Annotated in this window: 23 protein-coding genes and 1 pseudogene; 18 read left to right on the plus strand and 6 right to left on the minus strand. The window is 63.8% G+C overall.

The window, feature by feature from the left end:
- The 5 genes and pseudogenes from EH199_RS21100 to EH199_RS21120 form a co-directional block, all read left to right on the plus strand.
- Positions 1-388 (plus strand): annotated as a pseudogene (locus EH199_RS21100) (P-type conjugative transfer protein TrbL); the annotation flags it as partial.
- Between the two features lie 7 nt (positions 389-395).
- Entirely contained in the window at positions 396-1,079 is a 684-nt protein-coding gene (gene trbF / locus EH199_RS21105; protein ID WP_060977348.1) for a conjugal transfer protein TrbF, read from the plus strand.
- Positions 1,076-2,098: a P-type conjugative transfer protein TrbG gene (gene trbG / locus EH199_RS21110; RefSeq protein ID WP_060977349.1), complete on the plus strand. Its 1,023-nt coding sequence runs from the start codon at positions 1,076-1,078 to the stop codon at positions 2,096-2,098. Before trbF ends, trbG begins: the two co-directional genes overlap by 4 nt.
- Entirely contained in the window at positions 2,098-3,321 is a 1,224-nt protein-coding gene (locus tag EH199_RS21115) for a TrbI/VirB10 family protein (protein ID WP_060977365.1), read from the plus strand. The genes trbG and EH199_RS21115 overlap by 1 nt, the downstream gene beginning before the upstream one ends.
- Complete coding sequence (locus EH199_RS21120) at positions 3,318-3,530, plus strand: DUF2274 domain-containing protein (protein ID WP_060977350.1); 213 nt, start codon at positions 3,318-3,320, stop codon at positions 3,528-3,530. The genes EH199_RS21115 and EH199_RS21120 overlap by 4 nt, the downstream gene beginning before the upstream one ends.
- 16 nt (positions 3,531-3,546) lie before the next feature.
- On the opposite strand, the gene EH199_RS21125 is transcribed toward EH199_RS21120, so the two are convergent.
- The 6 genes from EH199_RS21125 to EH199_RS21150 all read right to left on the minus strand — a co-directional run bounded on the left by EH199_RS21125 (position 3,547) and on the right by EH199_RS21150 (position 7,124).
- Entirely contained in the window at positions 3,547-3,852 is a 306-nt protein-coding gene (locus EH199_RS21125; RefSeq protein WP_060977351.1) for a hypothetical protein, read from the minus strand.
- 85 nt (positions 3,853-3,937) lie between these two features.
- Positions 3,938-4,849, minus strand: coding sequence for a LysR family transcriptional regulator (locus tag EH199_RS21130; RefSeq protein ID WP_060977352.1), 912 nt, complete (start codon positions 4,847-4,849; stop codon positions 3,938-3,940).
- A gap of 106 nt (positions 4,850-4,955) precedes the next feature.
- A complete protein-coding gene (locus EH199_RS21135) occupies positions 4,956-5,609 on the minus strand; it encodes a hypothetical protein (protein WP_060977353.1) in 654 nt (217 codons plus the stop codon).
- A gap of 16 nt (positions 5,610-5,625) precedes the next feature.
- Entirely contained in the window at positions 5,626-6,357 is a 732-nt protein-coding gene (locus tag EH199_RS21140; protein ID WP_060977354.1) for a HupE/UreJ family protein, read from the minus strand.
- A gap of 50 nt (positions 6,358-6,407) precedes the next feature.
- A complete protein-coding gene (locus EH199_RS21145; protein ID WP_124811103.1) occupies positions 6,408-6,797 on the minus strand; it encodes a hypothetical protein in 390 nt (129 codons plus the stop codon).
- 33 nt (positions 6,798-6,830) lie between these two features.
- Positions 6,831-7,124 carry a metal-sensing transcriptional repressor gene (locus EH199_RS21150; RefSeq protein WP_269466502.1) on the minus strand — a complete coding sequence of 98 codons (294 nt, stop codon included), beginning with the start codon at positions 7,122-7,124 and terminating at the stop codon, positions 6,831-6,833.
- A gap of 165 nt (positions 7,125-7,289) precedes the next feature.
- Between EH199_RS21150 and EH199_RS21155 the strand changes: the two genes are divergently transcribed.
- From EH199_RS21155 to EH199_RS21215, 13 genes are all read left to right on the plus strand, one after another.
- On the plus strand, positions 7,290-8,633 hold the full coding sequence (locus EH199_RS21155; protein ID WP_060977366.1) for an MFS transporter: 1,344 nt from the start codon (positions 7,290-7,292) through the stop codon (positions 8,631-8,633).
- A gap of 32 nt (positions 8,634-8,665) precedes the next feature.
- Entirely contained in the window at positions 8,666-9,070 is a 405-nt protein-coding gene (locus EH199_RS21160) for a hypothetical protein (protein WP_124811104.1), read from the plus strand.
- 51 nt (positions 9,071-9,121) lie between these two features.
- Positions 9,122-10,390 (plus strand): TolC family protein, encoded by a 1,269-nt coding sequence (locus EH199_RS21165; protein WP_060977357.1) that lies wholly within the window; start codon positions 9,122-9,124, stop codon positions 10,388-10,390.
- Positions 10,387-11,544 carry an efflux RND transporter periplasmic adaptor subunit gene (locus EH199_RS21170; RefSeq protein WP_060977358.1) on the plus strand — a complete coding sequence of 386 codons (1,158 nt, stop codon included), beginning with the start codon at positions 10,387-10,389 and terminating at the stop codon, positions 11,542-11,544. The genes EH199_RS21165 and EH199_RS21170 overlap by 4 nt, the downstream gene beginning before the upstream one ends.
- Positions 11,541-14,786, plus strand: coding sequence for an efflux RND transporter permease subunit (locus EH199_RS21175; RefSeq protein WP_060977359.1), 3,246 nt, complete (start codon positions 11,541-11,543; stop codon positions 14,784-14,786). Before EH199_RS21170 ends, EH199_RS21175 begins: the two co-directional genes overlap by 4 nt.
- 69 nt (positions 14,787-14,855) lie before the next feature.
- A complete protein-coding gene (locus EH199_RS21180) occupies positions 14,856-15,188 on the plus strand; it encodes a DUF190 domain-containing protein (protein ID WP_060977360.1) in 333 nt (110 codons plus the stop codon).
- A 30-nt stretch (positions 15,189-15,218) separates the two neighbouring features.
- Entirely contained in the window at positions 15,219-15,701 is a 483-nt protein-coding gene (locus EH199_RS21185) for an SRPBCC family protein (protein WP_062344279.1), read from the plus strand.
- A 152-nt stretch (positions 15,702-15,853) separates the two neighbouring features.
- Positions 15,854-17,731: a cation-translocating P-type ATPase gene (locus EH199_RS21190; RefSeq protein WP_060978292.1), complete on the plus strand. Its 1,878-nt coding sequence runs from the start codon at positions 15,854-15,856 to the stop codon at positions 17,729-17,731.
- 119 nt (positions 17,732-17,850) lie between these two features.
- Positions 17,851-18,546 (plus strand): VIT family protein, encoded by a 696-nt coding sequence (locus tag EH199_RS21195; RefSeq protein ID WP_060978293.1) that lies wholly within the window; start codon positions 17,851-17,853, stop codon positions 18,544-18,546.
- Between the two features lie 70 nt (positions 18,547-18,616).
- The gene (locus EH199_RS21200) at positions 18,617-19,021 is read left to right on the plus strand and encodes a YqaA family protein (RefSeq protein WP_223806831.1); all 405 of its coding nucleotides are present in this window, start codon (positions 18,617-18,619) and stop codon (positions 19,019-19,021) included.
- Positions 19,022-19,084: 63 nt separating this feature from the next.
- On the plus strand, positions 19,085-20,401 hold the full coding sequence (hisD, locus tag EH199_RS21205) for a histidinol dehydrogenase (RefSeq protein ID WP_060978295.1): 1,317 nt from the start codon (positions 19,085-19,087) through the stop codon (positions 20,399-20,401).
- A gap of 150 nt (positions 20,402-20,551) precedes the next feature.
- On the plus strand, positions 20,552-21,076 hold the full coding sequence (locus EH199_RS21210; protein ID WP_060978296.1) for a DUF2271 domain-containing protein: 525 nt from the start codon (positions 20,552-20,554) through the stop codon (positions 21,074-21,076).
- 21 nt (positions 21,077-21,097) lie between these two features.
- Positions 21,098-21,937, plus strand: coding sequence for a DUF4198 domain-containing protein (locus tag EH199_RS21215; RefSeq protein ID WP_124811105.1), 840 nt, complete (start codon positions 21,098-21,100; stop codon positions 21,935-21,937).
- Positions 21,938-22,091 lie beyond the last annotated feature (154 nt).

The following is a 22,091-nucleotide window of genomic DNA, read 5'->3' on the forward strand; positions in this document are numbered from 1 at the left end:
CGCGGCGGGCGCCTACAGCGTCGGCTCGCTCGGCAGGAGCGGCGCGGGCGCTGTGGCGGGCGGCATGGCCGCTGTCGGACAGACGGCGGCGACCGGCGCCGTCAATGCCGCGCTCTCGCCGCTGCGCCGGATGGCCGGCAAGGCGAGCGCATCCATGAAGGACAACTTCCGCACAGGCGCCCGCGCCGGGCTGGGCGTCGCTCCCGCATCGGGAAGTCCCGCGCCCGCGGCATCGCCGGCAGCCCCGGCTTCCGCGCCGCCCGCATGGGCCTCGGCCATGAAGCAGCGCCAGTCCGCGACCCACGGCGCGACCGTCCTCGCTCACACGATGAAGGCCGGCGACAGCCACGGCGGCGGCGGCGGTCCCGACGTCAAGGAAAGGGAGTGATCCGAAAATGTTCCGACGACCCACCATCCGCTACGGCCAGACCCCCGAACCCGCGACGCCCTACCAGCGCGCCGCGCAGGTCTGGGACGACCGCATCGGTTCCGCCCGCGTGCAGGCGAAGAACTGGCGCCTTGCCTTCTTCGGCGCGCTCGCCCTGTCCGGTGGGCTCTCGGCCGGACTCGTCTGGCAATCCGCCCGCGGCCATATCGTGCCCTGGGTGGTGCAGGTCGATCGGCTCGGCGAAGCGCAGGCCGTCGCTCCCGCCGAAACCGGCTACCGCCCGACCGATCCGCAGATCGCGTTCCATCTCGCCCGGTTCATCGAGCAGGTCAGGGCGATCCCGGCCGATCCGGTCATCGTCCGGCAGAACTGGCTCAGGGCTTACGATTTCACGACCGACAAGGGCGCACTGGCGCTCAACGACTACGCGCGCGCCAACGATCCGATCGCACAGGTCGGCAAGGTGCAGGTCGCGGTGGACGTCTCCAGCGTGATCCGTGCCTCCGGCGACAGCTTCCGCGTCGCCTGGATCGAGCGGCGCTATCAGGACGGCAGTCTCGCCGAGACGACCCGCTGGTCGGCGATCCTCACTGTCGTTGTCCAGACCCCGCGCACCCCCGACGCGCTGCGCAAGAACCCGCTCGGCGTGTTCGTCAACGCCCTCAACTGGAGCAAGGAGCTGTCGCAATGACACGCATGTCCGCCCGCCATGCCGCCAGCGCGGTTATGTTATTGTCCGCAACCGCGCTGGCCGGCTGCGCCACCTCATCGGCGAAAGCGCCGAGCATCGCTTACGATGATCCACCGCGCGAGATCGCGGCCACGCCGGCCGCACAACCGCCACGCGTGGTCGAGGTGGTGACTATCCCCGAACCGCTGCCGCTTCCGGGCCAGTTGAAGCCGGTCACGCAAAGCGCCTCGCCGCGAGAAGCGACCGATCCGCGCCGCCGCGTCGGGGCCGCGAACGCGGCCGCCCGCGTGCAACCCACCCGCGACGGCTATGTGAACGCCATCCAGCAATATCCCTGGACCGAAGGCGCGCTTTATCAGGTATATACCGCGCCCGGCCAGGTGACGGACATCGCGCTTCAGGAGGGCGAGCAGCTCGTCGGGCCGGGGCCGGTCGCGGCCGGCGACACCGTGCGCTGGATCATCGGCGACACGGTGAGCGGCAGCGGCGCGACGGCGCGCGTGCATATCCTCGCGAAGCCCACGCGGCCCGACATTTTCACTAACCTCGTCATCAACACCGACCGGCGCACCTATCATATCGAACTGCGCGCGACGGCCTCGACCTATATGGCGTCGGTGTCGTGGACCTATCCGCAGGACGCGCTGATCGCCCTGCGCGGCGCAAACGCCGCCGCTGCCGCCTCGGCCCCCGTCGCCACCGGCATCGACATCGCGGCGCTCAATTTCCGCTACCGGATCGAGGGCGACCGCGTGCCGTGGAAGCCCGTGCGCGCCTTCGACGATTCCGCGCAGGTGTTCATCGAGTTCCCGGCCGGGATCTCGCAGGGCGAGATGCCGCCGCTGTTCGTGACCGGCGCGGCTGGCGACGCCGAGCTGGTCAATTACCGCGTGCAGGGGCGCTATATGGTGGTCGATCGCCTGTTCGCCAGCGCGGAATTGCGCCTGAGCGACAAGCGCACCGAGCGGCGCGTGCGAATCGTGCGCGACGGCGCGGACACGTCCCGCAGGGGGCGGTGATGGCCGATCCCACCAATACGCCCGTCCAGCCAGCGCCGCAGGCATCCCCCCAACCCGCATCCGCGAACCCCGCCGCCTTTCAGCTTCGCGGGCCTGCGCCGCGCGTCATGCGCCTTTCGAGGAAGGCGCTGGCGACGCTCGGCGTGGTCGCGGGGCTCGGTATCGGCGGCTCGCTCTGGTATGCGCTCGCGCCCAAAGGAGAACAGGCGGCGAAGGAACTCTACAATACCGACAGCCGCGCCGCATCCGAGACCATCACCTCGGGGCCGAAGGATTACGGCCAGGTCCCGAAGCTCGGCCCCAGGCTTCCCGGCGATCTCGGCGGCCCGATCGTCTCGGCGCAGCAGCGCGGGGAGAATGTGCCCGTGCCACCGGTCGGCGCGCAGCCCGATCCGCGCATCCAGGCCGCCGAAGCCGCTCGCCAGCGCATCGCCCAGGAACGCGATGCAGCCCGCACCAGCATGGTGTTCCTCGGCGGAAGCAGCGCCGGGACCGGTGCGATGCCGTCCTTGCCGAGCCTCGCCATCGCAGCGCCGGAGGCCGCAGCTCCGCAACCGTCAGAGGCTGCGCAGGGCGACCAAGCCGCCAAGCGGGCGTTCATGGCGCAAGCGACCAATCAGCGCACTGTCAGCGCCGAGCGGCTGACCGCGCCGGCCTCGCCCAACATTGTCCAGGCCGGCAGCATCATCCCCGCCGCGCTGATCACCGGCATCCGTTCCGACCTTCCCGGCCAGATCACCGCCCAGGTGACGCAGAACGTCTATGACAGCATCACCGGGCGCATCCTGCTCATTCCGCAGGGCGCGCGGCTGATCGGCGAATATGACAGCGAGGTCGCCGCGGGGCAGACGCGTGTGCTGCTCTCCTGGGACCGCCTCATCATGCCGGACGGGCGCTCGATCGTTCTCGAGCGCCAGCCCGGAACGGACGCCGCGGGATTTGCGGGGCTACAGGGTCGCGTCAATCAGCATTGGGGCAATCTGCTGAAAGCCGCCGCCGTCTCGACCTTGCTCGGCGTCGGCGCCGAGCTGGGGGCCGACAGCGAGGACGACCTCACCCGCGCGCTTCGGCGGGGATCGCAGGACACCATCAACCAGACCGGACAGCAGGTCGTGCGGCGGCAGCTCAATGTGCAGCCGACGCTCACCATCCGGCCGGGGCATCCGCTCAGGGTCGTCCTGACGAGAGATTTGATCCTCGAACCCATCGGAGCAACGCGATGACCAAACTCAAGCTGGGGCAGATCCCCGAGGACAAGCCCGTCAAGCTCGCCGTGGAACTGCCCGCGCCGCTGTTCGAGGATTTACGGCGCTACGGCGAGATTCTCGGCGAGGGCAGCCCGATCCCGCCCGCGCGCCTGATCGCGCCGATGCTGGAGCGGTTCATGGCCACCGACCGCGCCTTTCGCCGGCATCGCGCGCAGGGGGACTGAAAGCCCGTTCGCGTGGTCAATTGCCAAAGAACTTCTTGTGCCGCGCTCGGCCCTCCGCCTCGGTCACGGCCATCTCGGCATTGAAGCATTCGTCGCCGCGCGTCGAGCCTTCCGCGCACTGTGTCAGAACCTGCCGGGCCTCGTCGAGATGCGCCGCGAAATATTGCTTGCCGCGCGGCTCCGCGGGCGCGGCGACGGGCACAGGACTCGCGACCGCTGCTGCCGGTTCGGCCGGCGCGATCACCGGGCGCAGAACGAAACCCGCTCCGAACCCGACGATCAGCGTGACCAGCACGATGATGAGTGTCTTTCCCTGCGTCATGACGGCTCCTTTCTCCGGTTGCAAATCAGGCCGGCCGTTGGTTGCGATCCCGCCTGTTAACGTCGCATGTCACTGTCTCGCGCGGTCACGGGATGTCGAAGGACAGCGCATAGCGGTCGCGCACGAAGGCGAGGAAACGCCTCAGCGCGGGATTGGCGTTGTCCTTTCGCCAGTAGCCCGAATAGTTGATGAAGGCCGGTCCCTGCTCGCCCTGGACGGGGCGATAGATGACGTCGGGATAGCGAGCGCCCGTCGCGCCCTCGCAGACGATCGACACGCCCAGACCGCCGCCCAGCACGCTCAGGATCGCCTCGCGGCTGGCCTGATGCATCCTGATATCGGGAGGCTCGCCCGCCATCATCAGGCGGCCGAGCAGCAGGTCGCGGATTTCCGGGCCGGGATCGGCGGCAGGCAGCAGAAAGCGCTCGCGCCGCAAATCGGTCCAATGAACGGCCTCGCTTGCGGCAAGGGCATGATCTGCCGGCAACGCGGCCATGACACGCTCGTTCCACAACCCCTCACGCCGGAATCCGGCATGGCCCGCTTCGCCGACCAGGACCGCGATATCGATCTCGCCCGTATCGAGCCCCGCGAGCAGCGCGCCCCGGTCGGCTTCCACGCCGTCGATCTCGACATCGGGATTTGCCGCTCGCCAGCCCAGTATGGTGGCGCGCAGATGGCCGGCCGAGATCGCGCTGTTGTGTCCGATCATAAGTCCCCCCGCGCGGCCCTGGCCCGCCGCCCGCATCGTTGCCACCATCTTGTCCGCGTTCGCCACCATCGACCGCGCCGCGCGGATGAACTGCGCGCCGGCGAGCGTCATGCTGACGCCGCCCTGCGAGCGGTTGAAAATCCGTCCGCCGATCACCCGCTCCAGCTTCAGGATGGCCCGGCTCAACGTCGACTGCTCCACGTCCAGCACCCTGGACGCGCGATAGAAGCTGCCATGATCCGCCGCGGCGATGGCGTAGCGAAGTTGGCGAATGTCGAAAGGCATATCTATTTCTTCAATCCGACATGGTCAGTACAATCTGAATGGCCGATACCGAGTATAACTCGGTATCGGCTGTAGAATCCCAAGGAAGGCACTCTGTTTTTATGCGCTAGATTAGCCGCTTTATGTCGGCATACTGGCCTTGAGTTTCCAGAAGCACGGTCACTTCGGCATCACCCCGATTGCGCCAATACCAACCATGATTGCCGTTAAACGCAGCCGTAATTACGCCTTCGCCCCTGGAAAGGCCGCGCTTCTTTTCGTAGCTGATCGATTGTCCGCCGCCGTCACCGTGGAGGTCGACATTCACGGCTCCGCCTTGAACGGTCCAGACGAAGCTCGCCTTTTCCCCTCGTTTCATCACGAGCTTCACCTCTGCACCCTCGCCGGGTTTCAGAGTGACGCTCATCCGATCAGTCCGGCCCGGCGCAGCGTCGACTGCGGGCGGGGCGTCGGCGCTCTGCCCAGGGGCGATGGTTCTTCCTGATGCAGCGGCCTCGATGATGGCCCTGCTTCTGGCATCATTCGCGGCGGTATCAACTTTCCTGTCCGCTTCGGCCTCTTCGGCGAGTTGGCGCTTTATATCCCCCATATCAGTGAAACCGAGCGCGCGGCCGATTCCGGTAGGATCGACACCATATTCGGCCGGGAGCACGATCGTGACGAGGAGCGCGACGGCTGTCACGGCAGCGATCACGGTCGAACGGATAAGCTGGCCGGATGACGGCAGTTCGGCTTGTGAGGGTATGGGCGAGTTATACATGGTTCAAATCCTTTGATCAGGCGACGACCCAGCCGGTGAGCTGATATCCGATCAGCACGAACCCGGCGGTCATCATCACGACGTTGGCGGTGTAGGCATGACGCCAGAAGCTCGGCGTTCGGCGCCAGAAGCCCATGATGATCAGAATGGCGGCGAGCGCGAGCAACTGACCGAGTTCGACGCCGACATTGAAGGCCAGCAGGTTAGGCAGCAGGCCGTCGGGAGAAATCTCATAGTCGATGATCTTGTTCGCCAAGCCGAAGCCGTGGCAGAAACCGAATATCAGCGTTGCAGCCTTGGTGTTCGGCTGGAAGCCGAACCAGCGTTGGAACGCCCCAAGGTTGTCGAGCGCCTTATAGACGATCGAAAAGCCGATGATCGCGTCAATAATATAGCTGTTGATGCCGAAGTCGAAGAAAACGCCCAGCAGCATGGTCGTCGAATGGCCGATCGCGAACAGGCTGACATAGATCGCGATATGCTTCATCCGATAGAGGAAGAAGATGATCCCGAACAGAAATAAAATATGATCGTATCCCGTCACCATATGTTTGGCGCCGAGATACATAAACTCCAGCAGGTGAACCCCGCTGATCTCCTGGATATAGCCCTTATCGCCTTCGGCGACGGCATGGGCGAAGGCGGTGCCGGTCCAAAGAACGAGGCTCAGCCCGGTCAAGAACAATAACAATAGGAGCCGGGAGGACGCACGTCGTCCGTGCGCCGGCTCAGTAAAAGCCTGTATCATGAGAATACCTGTCTATCTATGTGAATTGCCGCGCTGGCGCGGCGTCGCGGTCACATCGAGGACAGGTACTCCGGGGGGCGGTCCATAGGGTCGCTGTTGCGGCCGCTCAATATCGGTCCGGCCTGAGGTGGCCATCCCTGTTGCACAAGAGGGAGATCGACGCCTGACTGGGCAACACCGATAGGCGTATCATGGCTATGGTCGGCCGGGTTATGCCCATGCACATGGCCACGCACGCGCTCGCCATCATCGCCGTCGTCATGGATGTGGCCGTGGGCAGCGGATTGCTGCTTTAATTCGGCATGGCGTTCTGCCTCCGCAGCGAGCGTTGCACTAGGGGCGTGGCGTGCAATAGCCTGACAAGCGGAAAGTTGCACAGCAAAGGCGAGCAGGCCCAACAGAAAGCGGCGGAATGTTTGACTTGAAAACAGTGTGGACATGGCTCCGTCGCTGTTCTTTCCCGGCTGCGTCGGTTAGAGATATTTAGAGATAGCTTGAAACTCAGCCATCGCCTTTTCGCCGTGCGCCGGATCGCCACCGATGCAGTGGCTGAGGTGATCCTGGATCAAGGTTCGCTTGGCGGTCGCGATCGCCTTTTCGACCGCCTGCAATTGCATGGCGATATCGGAGCAGGATCGTCCGTTCTCGATCATGTCCACGATGCTGCGTAAATGACCGGTAGCCCGGTTGAGGCGTTTGACGATTGCGGGATGGGTCGAGTGAGGATGGGGATGGGACATCTTCTTATCATCGTTACCTAAGGTCATGCTGTCGAGACGTAGTTTTCGGTTCACCGACCGCCAGGTAGGAATTTGATCATGATGCCACCGACCGAAAGAGCGATCGACACCAGTCCTTTATTGACCTTTTAACCGCAACGAGGATAAAGGCAAGTATCCCCCTGGGGGGATATGCCCGACTCGTTGGAAACCATGCTCGCCGTTCTTGCGAACCGAACCTACCGGCATCTGCTGCTCGCCCAGGTCATCGCCCTGGTCGGGACCGGCCTTGCGACCGTGGCGCTCGGCTTGCTGGCCTACGATCTCGCTGGCGGCAATGCGGGCGCTGTCTTGGGAACAGCTCTCGCTATCAAGATGGTCGCCTATATCGGGATTGCGCCCATCGCCGGGGCCTTTGCTGATCGCGTCCCGCGCAGGGCGCTGCTCGTTTCTCTGGACCTCGTGCGCGCGGCCGTTGCGATCTGCCTGCCCTTCGTGAGCGAGATTTGGCAAATCTATGTCCTGATCTTCGTGCTCCAGGCTGCCTCGGCGGCATTTACGCCGACCTTCCAGGCGACCATTCCCGACGTCCTGCCCGATGAGCGCGACTATACCCGCGCGCTCTCGCTGTCGCGCCTCGCCTATGACATGGAGAATATCACCAGCCCGATGCTGGCGGCCGCCTTGTTGACCGTGATCAATTTCCATTGGCTGTTTTCCGGCACGGCGATCGGTTTCATCGGTTCGGCGCTGCTAGTCGTTTCGGTCATTCTGCCGCGCGCCGAGCGGTCAGCAGATCGGCAGGAAAGCCTCTATGCCAAGACCACGCGCGGGATGCGTATCTACCTCCAGACGCCGCGCTTGCTCGGTCTGCTGGCGATTACCTTGTCCGCCGCCGCCGCCAGCTCTATGGTAATCGTCAACACCGTGGTCATCGTCCAGAGCTTACTCGGGATGGCCCAACGCGACGTGGCGCTGACTCTGGCAGCTTATGGTCTGGGTTCGATCGCCGCAGCCCTGCTTCTGCCCCGATTGCTCGACAGGATCGATGATCGAAGGGTTATGGTCGGTGCAGCTGTCGCCCTGTCTGTGGGCCTCGGCGCAATGACCTGGATCAGTATCGCCGTTCCGGTCGGTCCTTCGTACTGGCACATGTTGCTCGCTGGTTGGGTCGTGCTGGGGATCGCATATTCGATGAGCGTCACGCCTTCGGGGCGGTTGCTCAAACGATCGGCCAATGCAGAAGACAGGCCGGCGCTGTTTGCCGCACAGTTTGCTCTCAGCCACATATGCTGGCTGATATGCTATCCGCTGGTTGGTCAACTCGGCGCCAATATCTCCATGACCGCTGCGTTCGGTGCGATGGCGATTTTTGCAAGTGCGGGCACGATTTTTGCCTTGCTATTTTGGCCGTCTGACGACCCCGATGTCGTGCCGCACGAGCATGACGATCTACCGAAGGATCATGAGCATATTCGTCTATATCATACGGGCGACGGTGCCGCACACGCCTATATGATCGACGATCTCCACCCGCATTGGGCGAGGCGGGCATGAGGGCCGTTCGCTGTCTTGCGGGAAGGTCGGGATTGCCGATTTGCGCATTTGCCGATAGTAAAAAGAAGATGCGCCTCGGCCAACGCCATGTCCTTCATGCAAAAGCCGCCAATCGATACCTCATCGTTGGCGCGCTGTTGGCCATGCTAGCGATGCTCAACGTGCTCGGCTTGAATGCTTGGCACAGTTCGATGGCCGGCCATGATGAGACGAGGATCGAAAGCGCTCTTGTCCAGCATGATGACGATAGTCCGTCCATGCCGGAAGTCGATCTTCATAAGGCGACCCACACGGTCATTCATGGGTTGGCGGACATCGTGCCTAGCACTGGCATGACTGCTACTTTCTTCGCCGTTTCAGGCGACTGGTTCGTTTCCAAAGACTTCGTCATCAGCGGTCTTTTACCGGAAGCCCTTCTGCGTCCCCCACGAGGCTGATGCCCGCGCGCCGACCGGCGTTCCGCAAGCATAACCTCAAGGAAAATCCAAATGACCGATTATATCGGCCAACGGCGCGTTCGCGTGGCGCTGTTTGGCCTGTTCACGGCGGCCGGCGGCCTGATGTGCACAAGTGTAAACGCGCAAACCGCCCCGCCTTTCGCAGAACTCTTTCGCGAGACACAGGAAGCGCCGCGTCAGGTGATCCTGGAAGCAGATGTCGAACGCGCCGAGGGCCTGGCCCGGCAAGCACGGGCACGGCCCAATCCCAGCATTGGGGTGATGACCGAGAACATCGCCGGTCAACAGCCCTATAGAGGTTTCGACCGGGCCGAGAGCACACTGCAACTCAACCAGGTCATCGAGCTGGGCGGCAAACGCTCCGCGCGCATTGCGGCTGGCGAAGCGGGAGTCGTAGCCGCTCGCGCCAGGAGCAGGGATGGTCGCCTGGCCTATGCCTATGATCTTGCCCGCGCTTACGGCGCGGCGGAGATCGCTGATCGACGAATCACTCTGGCGGAAGATGAAGTCGAGGAGGCCGAGACTGACCTGCGTGCTGCACGCGCGCTCGTTGGGGCTGGAAAGGAAGCGCGGCTGCGCAGCCTTCAGGCCGAGACCGAGGTCAATTCTTTACGGGCATCCGTGGACACGGCGAAGGCCGAGCGGGTCGGCGCCTATGCGCGCCTTTCCGCGCTTGCTGGTCAGACGACACCGTTCACTACCTTGTCCGAACCTCTCCTGGGAAGGTTCGAGGCGCGGTCCGGCTATGGTCCCGTGGACCCGATGCAGACCGCACCTTACCTCGCCGCCAAGGCTGAGCGAGAGGCGGCAGCGCATCGTGTGATCGTGGCACGGCGTCAAGCAGTGCCGGACGTGACGGCGTCAGTCGGCGTCCGTCGTTTGGAAGTCGACAAGGCCAATGCGATCATCGCGGGGATAACTGTCCCCTTTCCGCTGTTCGATCGCAATCGCGGGAACATTGCCGCCGCCCAGGCGGAGCTACGCGGCGCGGAAGCGCGGGCAAATGCTACCTTGCTAGAATTGGAAGCAGAAATCAGCGCCGCTGTCGCCCTCAACGAAGCGGCGGACGCGCGTGTCGCAGCGGCCGAACAGACGCTGCGAACGGCAGACGAGACCTACCGGCTTGCTCGCATCGCCTACGAGTCCGGCAAGTCGCCCCTGATCGAACTCATCGCGGCAAGGCACGGGCTGGGACTTGCGCGCGGGGTCGTTCTCGACGCTGCCGCTGCCCGCCTCGATGCCCGCGCCAATCTCGCCCGTCTCCAGGGCCTCACCATCACCGGAGAACCGGTCCAATGAACGACAAGAACCGCCTCTATGCCGGTGCCGCCCTTGGGCTGGTCGCCGCCGCCGCGCTCGGCTTCGGTGCCGCGCGCCTCACGCAGCCTTCCGCCTCTGCTCCGGCAGCAGAAACGGAGTCGCAAGCTTCGGCTGCACCAACCGATACGATAGCCATATCGCAGCAGGGCATCGCCGCGTCACAGATCGGCATTGCTCCCGCCGCGTCCGGTGAACTGGACGCGGCGATCCCGGCCGCCGCCACGGTTGAAGCTACGCCGGATGCCGAGGCGGTGTTGACCGCAAGAGCGCCCGGCACCGTGACCCGAATCTTCAAGCGGATCGGCGATCCCGTCGGGCAAGGTGAAACCCTCGCTCTCGTTGAGAGCCGGGATGCTTCGACGATCGCCGCCGATCAGGCGGCGGCGGCGGCGCGCGTCACGCTCGCCAACCGCCAGCTCGCGCGTGAGCGGGGCTTGCTGGCGCAAGGTGTGAGTCCGAGAGCTGACTATGAAGCCGCCGAAGCGAATCTCGCCGTCGCACAGGCCGATGCCCGCCGGGCGAGCGCGGCTGCGGGCGCAGCAAGGGTGTCGAGAGACGGCCGCTCGGTCGCGGTGGTGAGCCCGGTCAGTGGCCGCATCACGTCGGCTCCCGCCAATCTCGGCCAGTTCGTCGCTGCGGAAACCGAACTGTTCCGCGTTGCCGATCCGCGCCGTCTGCAAATCACGGCCAGCATTCCTCCGGCAGACGCCGGGCGCGTGCGCACAGGCGATCGCGTCGAACTCACCGTCAGCGACGGCCGCACCATCGAGGGCCGCGTCCGGTCCGCGACCGGCGTGATCGATCCGCAGAGCCGGGCAGCGACCGTCGTCATCGAGCCGAAGGGTGACGCGGGCTTGCTCGCTCCGGGGCAGCTCGTCCAGGCGCGCATTTTTGCGAGCGGCGGTGCCGTCAAAGATGGCGTTATGGTGCCGCAGGATGCCGTGCAGACGATCGGGGATCGCACCGTCGTCTTCGTTCGGACCCGTGACGGCTTCAAGGCGCAGACGGTCCAGGCCGGCAGCCGCAGCGGCGGGCTCGTTGCCATCGTCTCCGGCCTCAAGGCCGGGACGCCGATCGCCACCACCAACGCTTTCCTGCTGAAAGCCGAACTCGAAAAGGAGTCGGCGGAATGATCGCGCGTATCCTCAGCCTCTCGGTGAGGGGGCGATGGTTCGTCGCCTTCCTCGTCCTCATCATCGTCGGCATCGGCGCATGGCAAATCACCAAACTGCCGATCGACGCCGTGCCCGACGTCACCAACCGTCAGGTGCAGATCAACACCTTCAATCCGACGCTTGGTCCCGTCGACATGGAAAAGCAGGTCACGTTTCCGGTCGAAACCGCGTTGGCCGGTATTCCCGGCCTCACCCTGACCCGATCACTGACGCGCAACGGATTCAGCCAGGTGACGGCGGTATTCACCGACGACACCAACATCTATTTCGCGCGGCAGCAAGTGACCGAACGGCTCGCCCAGGCAAGGGATAGCCTGCCTGCCGGCGTCCAGCCCAATCTGGCGCCGCTCAGCACCGGCCTCGGGGAGATTTTCTTCTACTCGGTCGCCTTCCGCCATCCCGACGGGAAGGGCGTGAAGATCGAGAACGGAAAGCCCGGCTGGCAGTCGGACGGCAGCTATCTCACGCCCGAAGGCGAGAAGCTGACGACCGAACTCGCCAAGGCGGCTTATCTGCGGACGGTGCAGGACTGGATCATTCGCCCGCAGATGCGGACGGTGCAGGGCGTGGCCGGCGTCGATTCCAACGGCGGCTATGTGAAGCAGTATCTCGTCCAACCCAACCTCAATGCGCTGGCTTCCTATGGTCTCTCGATCACGGAGCTGGCAGACTCGCTGGAGCGGGCCAACCTCTCTGCCGGTTCCAATTACATTCGGCGGGCCGGTGAAAGTTTCCTTGTCCGCGCCGACGCACGCCTCAAGTCGATCCAGGACATTGAGGAGGCGGTCGTAGCCACGCGCGCCGGCGTGCCGGTGCGTGTGAAGGATGTCGGTCACGTCGAGATCGGTGGCGCGGTCCGCACCGGCTCGGGCAGCCGCATGGGATCGGAGGCGGTCATTTCGACCGTGCTGATGCTGACCGGCAGCAACAGCCGGATCGTTGCCACCAGCGCGGCAGACAAGCTCACGGAAATCAACCGGGCACTTCCACCCGACGTCTTCGCGGAGCCCGTTTACAATCGTTCCAAGCTCGTCAACGCCACCATCGCCACTGTCGAGAAGAATCTCGTCGAAGGCGCTTTGCTCGTCATCGTCGTCCTGTTCCTGCTGCTGGGCAATATCCGTGCAGCGCTCATCACCGCGGCAGTGATCCCGATCACCATGCTCATGACCGCTACCGGCATGAACAGGCTCGGCGTGTCGGGAAACCTCATGAGTCTCGGCGCGCTCGACTTCGGCTTGATCGTCGACGGCGCGGTCATCATCGTGGAGAACGCGCTCAGACGCCTTGCGGAGCGGCAGGAGCATGAAGGACGGCTTCTTACCCGATCCGAACGCATGGAGGAAACCACACTCGCCGCACAGGAGATGATCCGGCCGACCGTCTATGGCCAGCTCATCATCTTCCTGGTCTTCGTGCCGCTGCTCACCTTCCAGGGCGTCGAGGGTAAGACCTTCGCGCCGATGGCGATCACCCTGATGGTGGCGCTCGCGTCCGCCTTCGTGCTGTCGCTGACCTTCGTGCCCGCCATGATCGCGCTCGTGATCACCGGCAAGGTCAGCGAGACGGAGGTGAAGCCGATCCGCTGGTTCAAGGAGAAATACGCGCCACTCCTGACCAAAGCGGTGGCGCATCCACTGCCGTTTGTCGCCAGTGGCGCGGGCGTGTTCGTGGCGGCGATATTCGCCTTCGGCCTGCTCGGCGAGGAGTTCATGCCGCAGCTCGACGAGAAGGACATCACCGTTACCAACTTCCGCGTGCCCTCGGCCTCAATCGACCAGTCGACGCAGATGCAGCTTCAGATAGAAAATGCGCTGAAATCGCTACCGGAGGTGGCATTGGTCTTTTCCAAGAACGGCAACGCCGACCTTGGCACCGACCCGATGCCGCCCAACGCCTCGGACACCTATGTCATCCCCAAGCCCGAGGATGAGTGGCCGGCCGAGGTCAAGTCGAAGGAGGACATCCTTAAGCGAATCGAGGAACGGATGAAGCCGCTGATCGGCAATCGCACCGAGATTCAGCAGCCCATTCAGATGCGCTTCAACGAACTCATCGCCGGCGTGCGCGCGGATGTCGCGGTCAAGCTCTATGGCGACGACCTCGGCGCGATGAGTGCCCAGGCCAACCGGATCGCCGGTATCCTTCGCTCGATACCGGGCGCCGGTGACGTCAGCGCAGAGCAAACATCGGGTGCGCCGACCTTCGACGTTAAGATCGATCGGCAGGCTGCGGCGCGTTACGGCCTGTCGGTCGAGGAGGTGGCGAACACCGTCGCCGCCGCGCTCGGCGGGCGCGAGGCCGGGCTGCTGTTCGAGGGCGATCGGCGCTTCTCAGTGGTGGTGCGACTGCCGGACGCGCAGCGCGACGATCTGGAAACGCTTGGCGCGATTCCGGTCATGCTGCCCGCAGGACCGGGCGAGGTCGCGCGCTCGATCGCGCTGCGCGAGGTGGCACGGTTCAGCTACACACAAGGGTTGAACCAGATCAGCCGTGAGAACGGCAAGCGCATGGTCGTCGTGCAGGTCAATGTGCGCGGTCGCGATCTCGGGGGCTTCGTCACCGAAGCCCAGGAGAAGATCGGCCAGCTCAATCTGCCCGCTGGCATGTATACCGATTGGGGCGGCACGTTTGAAAGCCTCCAGTCGGCACGTTTGCGCCTGCTGATTGTGGTTCCGATCTGCTTCCTCGCCATTTACGCACTGCTTTACATGGCGCTCGGCGGCTTCGTGCCGGCGGCGATCGTGTTCTCGGCAGTGCCGATGGCGCTGGCGGGTGGGGTGTTTGCGCTGCTGTTGCGTGGCATACCCTTCTCGATCACGGCGGCGGTTGGGTTCATCGCCCTGTCGGGCGTCGCCGTGCTCAACGGCCTCGTCATGATGAGCGCGATCCGAAAGCGGCGTGACGATGGCGTCGATGAGGATGAAGCGATCATCGGCGGCGCGATGGAACGTGTCCGGCCAGTGCTGATGACCGCATTGGTCGCCAGCCTCGGCTTCGTGCCGATGGCGCTCGCCACGGGCACCGGCGCCGAGGTGCAGCGTCCGCTCGCGACAGTCGTGATCGGGGGCCTCATCACCTGCACGGCGCTCACCCTGCTGGTCCTGCCGGCGATCACTGCGCTCATGTCCCGCTACATGGCCGGGCGCGGGCAAAGGGATGAGCGCGCAGAGCCGCATGAGCCCTTGCCGGCCAACTAGCAAGAGGGGCCGGCGGCGAACCGCAAACGTCGTCGGCCCCTCGACACGAAACGAAGAGAGGACAGCGTTATGACAGCCAAATCCTATTCCTTGCTCCGTATCTTCACCGATGAACTGGCGATGAGCGGCGACCGTCCCGTGTTCGAGGTGATTCTGGAGAAGGCGAAAGCGCATAAACTGCTTGGAGTGACGGTCCTGAACGGGCGTGTCGGCTTCGGGCATTCCAAACTGATTCATGCCTCTGGCTTCCTCGATCGCAATGATCCCCTGGTCGTTGAAATCGTCGACGAAGACGAGCGCCTTCGGACGTTCGTGACGGAGATCAACACCATACGTAGCATCGGGCTCATCACGATCGCGCCGGTCGAGACATTGCTCGGCGCGCGCGACGATCAAGCCTGAAAAGGCCGTCGAGACGTCGGGAGCTGAGCCATGTTCACCGTCGAGAATGAAACCGTCATCCACACGTCGCTTCCGCGGGTTTGGACCGCCATCACGAGGTTTGACGATTACCCTCGCTGGCATCCTTTCGTCAGAATAACCGGTTCGCTGACGTCGGATACAAAGGTCGATTATTCGTTCCGCATGAAGACAGGCAATGCGCCTTTCCGAACCGTCGATGCCCGCATTGTAACGGTAGATGAGCAGCGGTGCTTTGCCCTGCGCTTCGGTCTGGGAAAGCTTTTCGCACTGGAGGAAAGCTACCTGCTCTCTGCAATCCCCCCAGGCGCGCGCGTGGTCCACAGTTTCCGCTGCACGGGGCTTTTATCCTTGCTGCCGCTCAAAGGTGCGAAGCGACTTTTCGGTTCGTTGCTCAGGGCCGAGGACCGCTTGCTCGCGCGGCATCTTGCGCTCCGCAGGCCGTCAACTGCACCCAGGCGTCGCGCCAGGAAGGGCTTTCGCTCCGGTGCTTAAAATCGAGATTGGTTCGGGCCTGCCCCTTGAGGTCTGAACCACGCCGCGGGCGCTCGCCCCCGCGCTCGCGGCGAAATGTCCCCTCAGGGTGCGGGAAACGGGAGCCTCTATCGGGCGAACGGAAAAATGAAGCGACAGGAGGCAGCGTTACGATGAGTGAGGCAGTTGAACCCCGGGAAGACGGTGCGACCTGGCGCGACCTGATGACACGGGAACGCTGGATCGAAATTGGCCGGATACTGCTTACCGGCACGGTGGCGCTGCTGTATTGGCAACAGCTTGTGCCGATCCAGGTGCTTTGGGCTGCGGTCGTCATCGGCCTCTATCCGCTGGTCAGGACAGGGCTCGCCGACCTCATAACTGAACGTAAGATCGGCACCGAGATCTTCGTGACGATCGCGACCATTGTCGCGATATTCGGCGGCGAAACTGTGGCCGGCGCCGTCCTAATGGTCATCATTCTCATTGCGGAGTTCATTGCCGACCTCAATACCGATCGCGCTCGCGCCTCGATCAAGGCGCTGATCGGGTCCGTGCCCCAAACCGCGATCGTGCGGGATAACGGGTCGGAGCGCACGGTGCCGATCGCGGCGCTCAAGGCGGGCAACATCGTCCTCGCGCGAACCGGCGAGAAAATCCCGGTCGATGGCGTGGTCGTCGGCGGGCGAGCCTCGGTCAACCAGGCACCGATCACCGGTGAAAGCGTCCCCCAGGACAAGACGGAGGGTGCAGAGGTGTTCGCCGGCACCATCGTTGAAGCCGGCGCGCTCGACATCCGAACCGAAAAGGTCGGCGGCGATACGATCTTCTCCCGCATCATCGCGCTGGTCGAAAATGCCGAAGCCGAGGCTGCCCCCGTGCAGAAGCTGGCCGACAAGGTCGCGGGATGGCTGATCCCGGTCGTGTTCGTCTTCCTGATCGTCGTTTTTCTGGTGACGCGCGACGTCTCCAAGATCGTGACCTTGTTGATCTTCACCTCGCCGGCAGAGCTTGGCCTGGCGACGCCGATCGTCATGATCGCCGCGATTGCCAGGGCTGCTCGCAGCGGCATTCTCATCAAGGGCGGGCTCTATCTTGAGCAACTCGCCAAGGCAGACGCGATCGCCTTTGACAAGACCGGCACGCTGACCGCCAACAAGCCGTTAGTGGTCGACGTCAAGGTGACCAATCCAGATTTTTCGGAAACGACACTGCTGCGGATCGCGGCCGCCGCCGATCGCCGCTCAGCCCACCCTTTGGCCAAGGCGGTGGTCGAGGCGGCCGCCGAGGACGGAATCACAGTGCCGGAACCGGAAAACTACGAGCAGGTTCAGGGTCGAGGCGTTAGGGCGACCGTGGAAGGCAGAACCGTTCTCGTAGGTAATCCGGCTTTACTTCGCGAGAACGGCGTGTCCATCGCCTATGCTGTCGAAGATCGGGATCGCACGCCCGTCCACGTCGCGGTTGACGGCCGGTTTTGCGGGATCATCTTCATCGCCGATACGCTGCGCCCAGGGGCGCGAGAAGCCATCGCCGCTTTGAAGGAAAATGGCGTCAGACATATCGTCATGCTGACCGGCGACAATCAGACGACTGCTAACGCGATTGCGAGAGACTTGGGTGTCGATGAGGTCAAGGCCGACCTGATGCCCGAAGACAAAGTCGCCATGATCGCCGACTTGCAGAAGCGCGGCTATAAGGTTGCGATGGTGGGTGACGGCGTCAACGACGCGCCGGCACTCGCGCGTGCCGACATTGGCATCGCCATGGGCGGCGGCGGCACGCAGGCGGCGTTGGAAGCCGCTGACATCGCACTGATGACCGACGACCTCGGCAAGATTGTTGGCGCGCGCACTATCGCGCGTCGCGCCTATCGGACCGTCCAGGAAAATCTCTGGGTCGGTGTCGGAGTGGTCCATGTGCTTGGCATCACCGCCGCGCTCATGGGCTGGATTGGACCAATCCAGGCGGCGTTCATCCATCTGGGACCAGACGTTCTCGTGTTCCTTAATTCGGTCAAGCTTCTGCGCGTCAGGATTGCGGAAGCATGATGGAGGGGTCTCGGCGTTGGCCACCGAGTGCTGAGTCCTTCGGGCATAAGTGCGGAAACAGTCCGCGCCATGGGCGTCTCACTGGATGCCCATCGCGAACGAGGCAGGGAGACTGAGGCATGCGACATCCGAGCGAACGGCATCTGGTGCAGCGGGTCGGCTGGCTGCGAGCGGCAGTGCTCGGCGCTAATGACGGCATCATTTCAACCTCCAGCCTGGTGGTCGGCATCGCTTCGGCCCAGACGAGTTCGTCGACGGTAATGCTGACCGGCGTCGCAGCGCTTATCGCCGGCGCAATCTCGATGGCGGCGGGTGAGTATGTCTCGGTGAGCAGTCAGGCCGATGTCGAAGGCTCCGACCGGCTGCGCGAAACGCGCGAACATGCATCAGACCCCGAGGAGGAACGCCGCGAACTGGCCGCTGTCTATGAAGCGCGCGGGCTTGCACCCGACCTCGCCGTCCAGGTCGCCGAGCAGTTGATGCGCAGCGATCCGGTCGGCGCGCACATGCGTGACGAGCTTGGCATCACGTCCGAATTGGCGGCACGGCCGATCCAGGCGGCACTGGCGTCGGCGGCAACCTTCTGCGCAGGTGCGATCATACCGGTGTTAATGGTCGGCGTGGTCCCGCGCGCCTCGCTGGTCATCGCAATCACGATCGCGACGCTCGTCCTCCTCGCCATTCTCGGCGCGATCGGCGCAAGGGCAGGCGGCGCGTCGATGTGGCGTGGCGCGGTGCGGGTGACCTTCTGGGGCGCGATCGCGCTGGCAGCCACGGCGGGCATCGGCCACCTGTTCGGCACGACTGTGCAGTGAAGGATGCGAACCGCTATGCCTTCTGTCGATCGCGATGATCGCTATAGCGGCGCCCTATGCCGGGTTGTTCGTGACAGCGTTCGTCGCCGCGACCCTGCTGCCTGCACAGTCCGAAATCCTGCTCTCGGCGATGGCGATCAGTGGGCGATACGATCTGCTCCTGCTGCTGTTAAGTGCGACGGCAGGAAACACGCTCGGTTCGCTTTTCAATTGGCTGCTCGGACGCGGTTTCGAACGGCTGCGCGACCGGCGCTGGTTTCCGTTCAAGGCCGCCACGGTCGAGAAGGCCGTTTGCTGGTATGCCCGGTGGGGCAAATGGTCTCTCCTGCTTTCCTGGGCGCCGATTGTAGGAGATCCGCTAACCTTTGCGGCCGGATTGCTACGCACGCCTTTACGGGTCTTCCTGCCGCTGGTGTTGCTGGCCAAAGGCGGGCGCTATGCCGTGCTGCTGATCGCGGTCGAGGCTGTGCGGTAATCTGCGAAAGCTGCTGCGTGTCGCCTCACCAAATTCAGCGCCCAACAAGTGGAAGTGTGAAGCATGGTTCGAAGATTTTTTGCGGACGCCCCTGATTTCAAATTGGATTTTGACGCACTGGTGGAAGCGCGGCGCGAAGCCGACGAGGATGTCTCGGTGGTCGTGCGCGAGGTGATCGCGGCTGTTCGCCGGGACGGCGACGATGCGTTGCGCGCCTATACTTGGAAGTGGGATCGGCACGACCTCGACCAGACCGGATGGACGATCGGCCGCGACGTTTGCGAGAGGGTGTTCCGCGACCTCGACCCTGACTTGCGTATGGCCCTGGAACTTGCCGCGCGGCGGATTGCCACCTACCATGAAAGGCAGTTGCCCACGGACAGCGACTATGTGGACGGTGCTGGCGTCCGGCTCGGCGCGCGATGGCGGGCAGTGGAAAGCGCCGGTATCTATGTGCCGGGGGGCCGAGCCACTTATCCCTCATCGGTGCTGATGAACGCGATTCCTGCCGCCGTTGCGGGCGTAAGTCGCGTGGTGATGGCGACCCCGATGCCCGATGGCATCGCCAACCCGCTGGTGCTGGCGGCGGCCTACCTCGCCGGCATTGACGAGGTGCGTCCGATTGGCGGTGCACAAGCGGTCGCCGCGCTGGCTTACGGCACTGGGTCGATCCCACGCGTCGATGTCATCACCGGTCCGGGCAATGCCTGGGTCGCCGAAGCCAAGCGGCAGGTTTACGGTGTCGTGGGAATCGACATGGTCGCGGGTCCATCCGAGATTGTCGTCCTGGCGGATGGAGCGAACGATGCGGATTGCATCGCCGCCGACCTTCTCAGTCAGGCCGAACATGATCCGACGAGCCAGTCGATCCTCATCACCAACGATCGGGCCTTCGCCGACCACGTCGCTGCGGCGGTCGAAGTGCAACTCGGCACCCTCGCCACTTCGGCGGTGGCGCGTTCCTCGTGGGAAGCGCATGGCGCGATCATTGTCGTCCCTGCTCTCGACGATGCCATACCACTCATCGATGCGCTTGCGCCCGAACATCTCCAGATCGCCACCCCTCGACCTCGCCATCTTTTTGACCGTGTCGCACATGCTGGCTCGGTCTTTCTCGGCCAGCATACGCCGGAAGCTATCGGCGACTATATCGCTGGCCCCAATCACGTCCTGCCAACAGGGCGCCGGGCGCGGTTCGCCTCAGGACTATCGGTGCTTGATTTCATGAAGCGCACCAGCGTTATCGAGCTGGACGAACGGGCTTTACGAGAACTCGGTCGTGCAGCCGTGACCCTTGCCGAGGCTGAAGGACTGCCCGCCCATGCTGCATCTGTGGGTCGCCGTCTTGAATGGAATAGCCGTTCTTACAATCGGAGTTAAGGTGCACGAACATGCGCTCTTCCCATTTGACGATGCAATATTGATGAACGCAAGTCCCTTTTGTTGCGAATGCGAATTGTTTGCGCTACGTGGGTGATGTTGAATTGGACCTTGGGCTTCTTAGAAGCAATCGAAATCAGGGATATATGCATGCGTTTTCGCTTGACGGGATTGACTGCGGCGGCTCTCGGCTCAAGCGGCTTTGGGGTAACGCCAGCTGGCGCGCAGACGATTGACCTTTCGTTCACGCTGCCGCGATTGTCGGTTGCCGAATATCATCGCCCCTATGTGGCGGTCTGGCTGGAGAAGGCGGGCAGCGCTCCCCGGACCCTCAGCATTCTCTATGATGTCGACAAGCGCAACAATGCGGGCGCCAAATGGCTGCGCGACGTGCGTCTTTGGTGGCGTGCTGCCGGACGAATGCTCAGTGTTCCTGCCGACGGCGTGAGCGGCGCAACCCGTCCGGCCGGATCGCATACGCTCAGCTTCACCGCCGGTCGGGGAGGTATGCCCGCGCTGACACCGGGGAACTATGTCCTCGTCGTCGAAGCAGCACGCGAGGCCGGTGGACGCGAAGCGGTGCGTCTGCCCTTCACCTGGTCGGGAACCCAGGCAACTGCATCGACGAGCGGCAAGTTCGAGCTTGGCCGCGTCTCACTGAACGCCCGGCGTTAAGGGGGAGCTATGCCTGTGAAGATGATCCGCACGTCGATCCTGTCGGCCCTCGCCATGGGAGCCGCGCTTGCGCCGATCGCTGTCGAGGCAGCGCCCCGGTCGTGGATGCTTCCTTCCGAGACCATGTTCGTCGGTAGCGGCGACGAATGGCTGACGGTCGATGCGGCCCTATCGACGGACCTCTATTATTTCGATCACGCCGTGCAGAATTGGGAACCGTTCGCGCTCGCGCCGGATGGCAGCAAGGTAGCGGTCGAGAACAGCGCGAAGGGCCGCCTGCGTCAGACTTTCGATGTCCATGTCGTGCAGCCCGGCACCTACAAGATCGCAATCGTTTCTGAATCGGTGAGCGGCAGCTACCTGCTGAACGGAGAACGGAAGATGCTTCCGCGCGGGACCACGCCTGCAACGCTCGCTCAAGCTGTGCCCGCCGGGGCGACCGATGTATGGAGCGCGGTCAATACGAGCCGCATCGAGACCTTTGCGACCGCTGGAGAGCCGACCACCGCGGTTTTCAAGCCGACCGGCAAGGGACTTGAGATGGTTCCGGTTACGCACCCTACCGAACTGGCGAGCGGCGAGGCTGCCACTTTCCAGTTCCTGCTTGATGGCAAGCCGGCGGCCGACCTTTCCGTGAGCGCGGTAAACGGTGGCGTTCGCTATCGCGATGGCATTCAGCAGCTTGATCTCACGACCGATGCCGAGGGCAAGGTCACGATCACTTGGCCGGACGCCGGTATGTGGTGGGTAAACGTCGCCAGCGGCGGTGGACGGAGCGCGGCCGGCCCCGGTGGTTCTGCGCCCCAAGCCAGTGCCATATGTGGACGGCTCCCTCTTGCAAGGGCTGAACGGAAAATTTGATCGGATCGCTTGCTTCCATATGTCCGGCTGTTGATTTCCGCTGAGAGTTGACCCGGGATTTCCATCGAGAAGTGACCCGGGTGGGTAATATGTCCCGCGATACGGGCGGTGGGTCAAGCGGGTGATTTTTCCTTTCTGGATTTGGGTGCTGCCG

This window comes from Novosphingobium sp. LASN5T (assembly GCF_003856955.1).
Lineage (GTDB): Bacteria > Pseudomonadota > Alphaproteobacteria > Sphingomonadales > Sphingomonadaceae > Novosphingobium.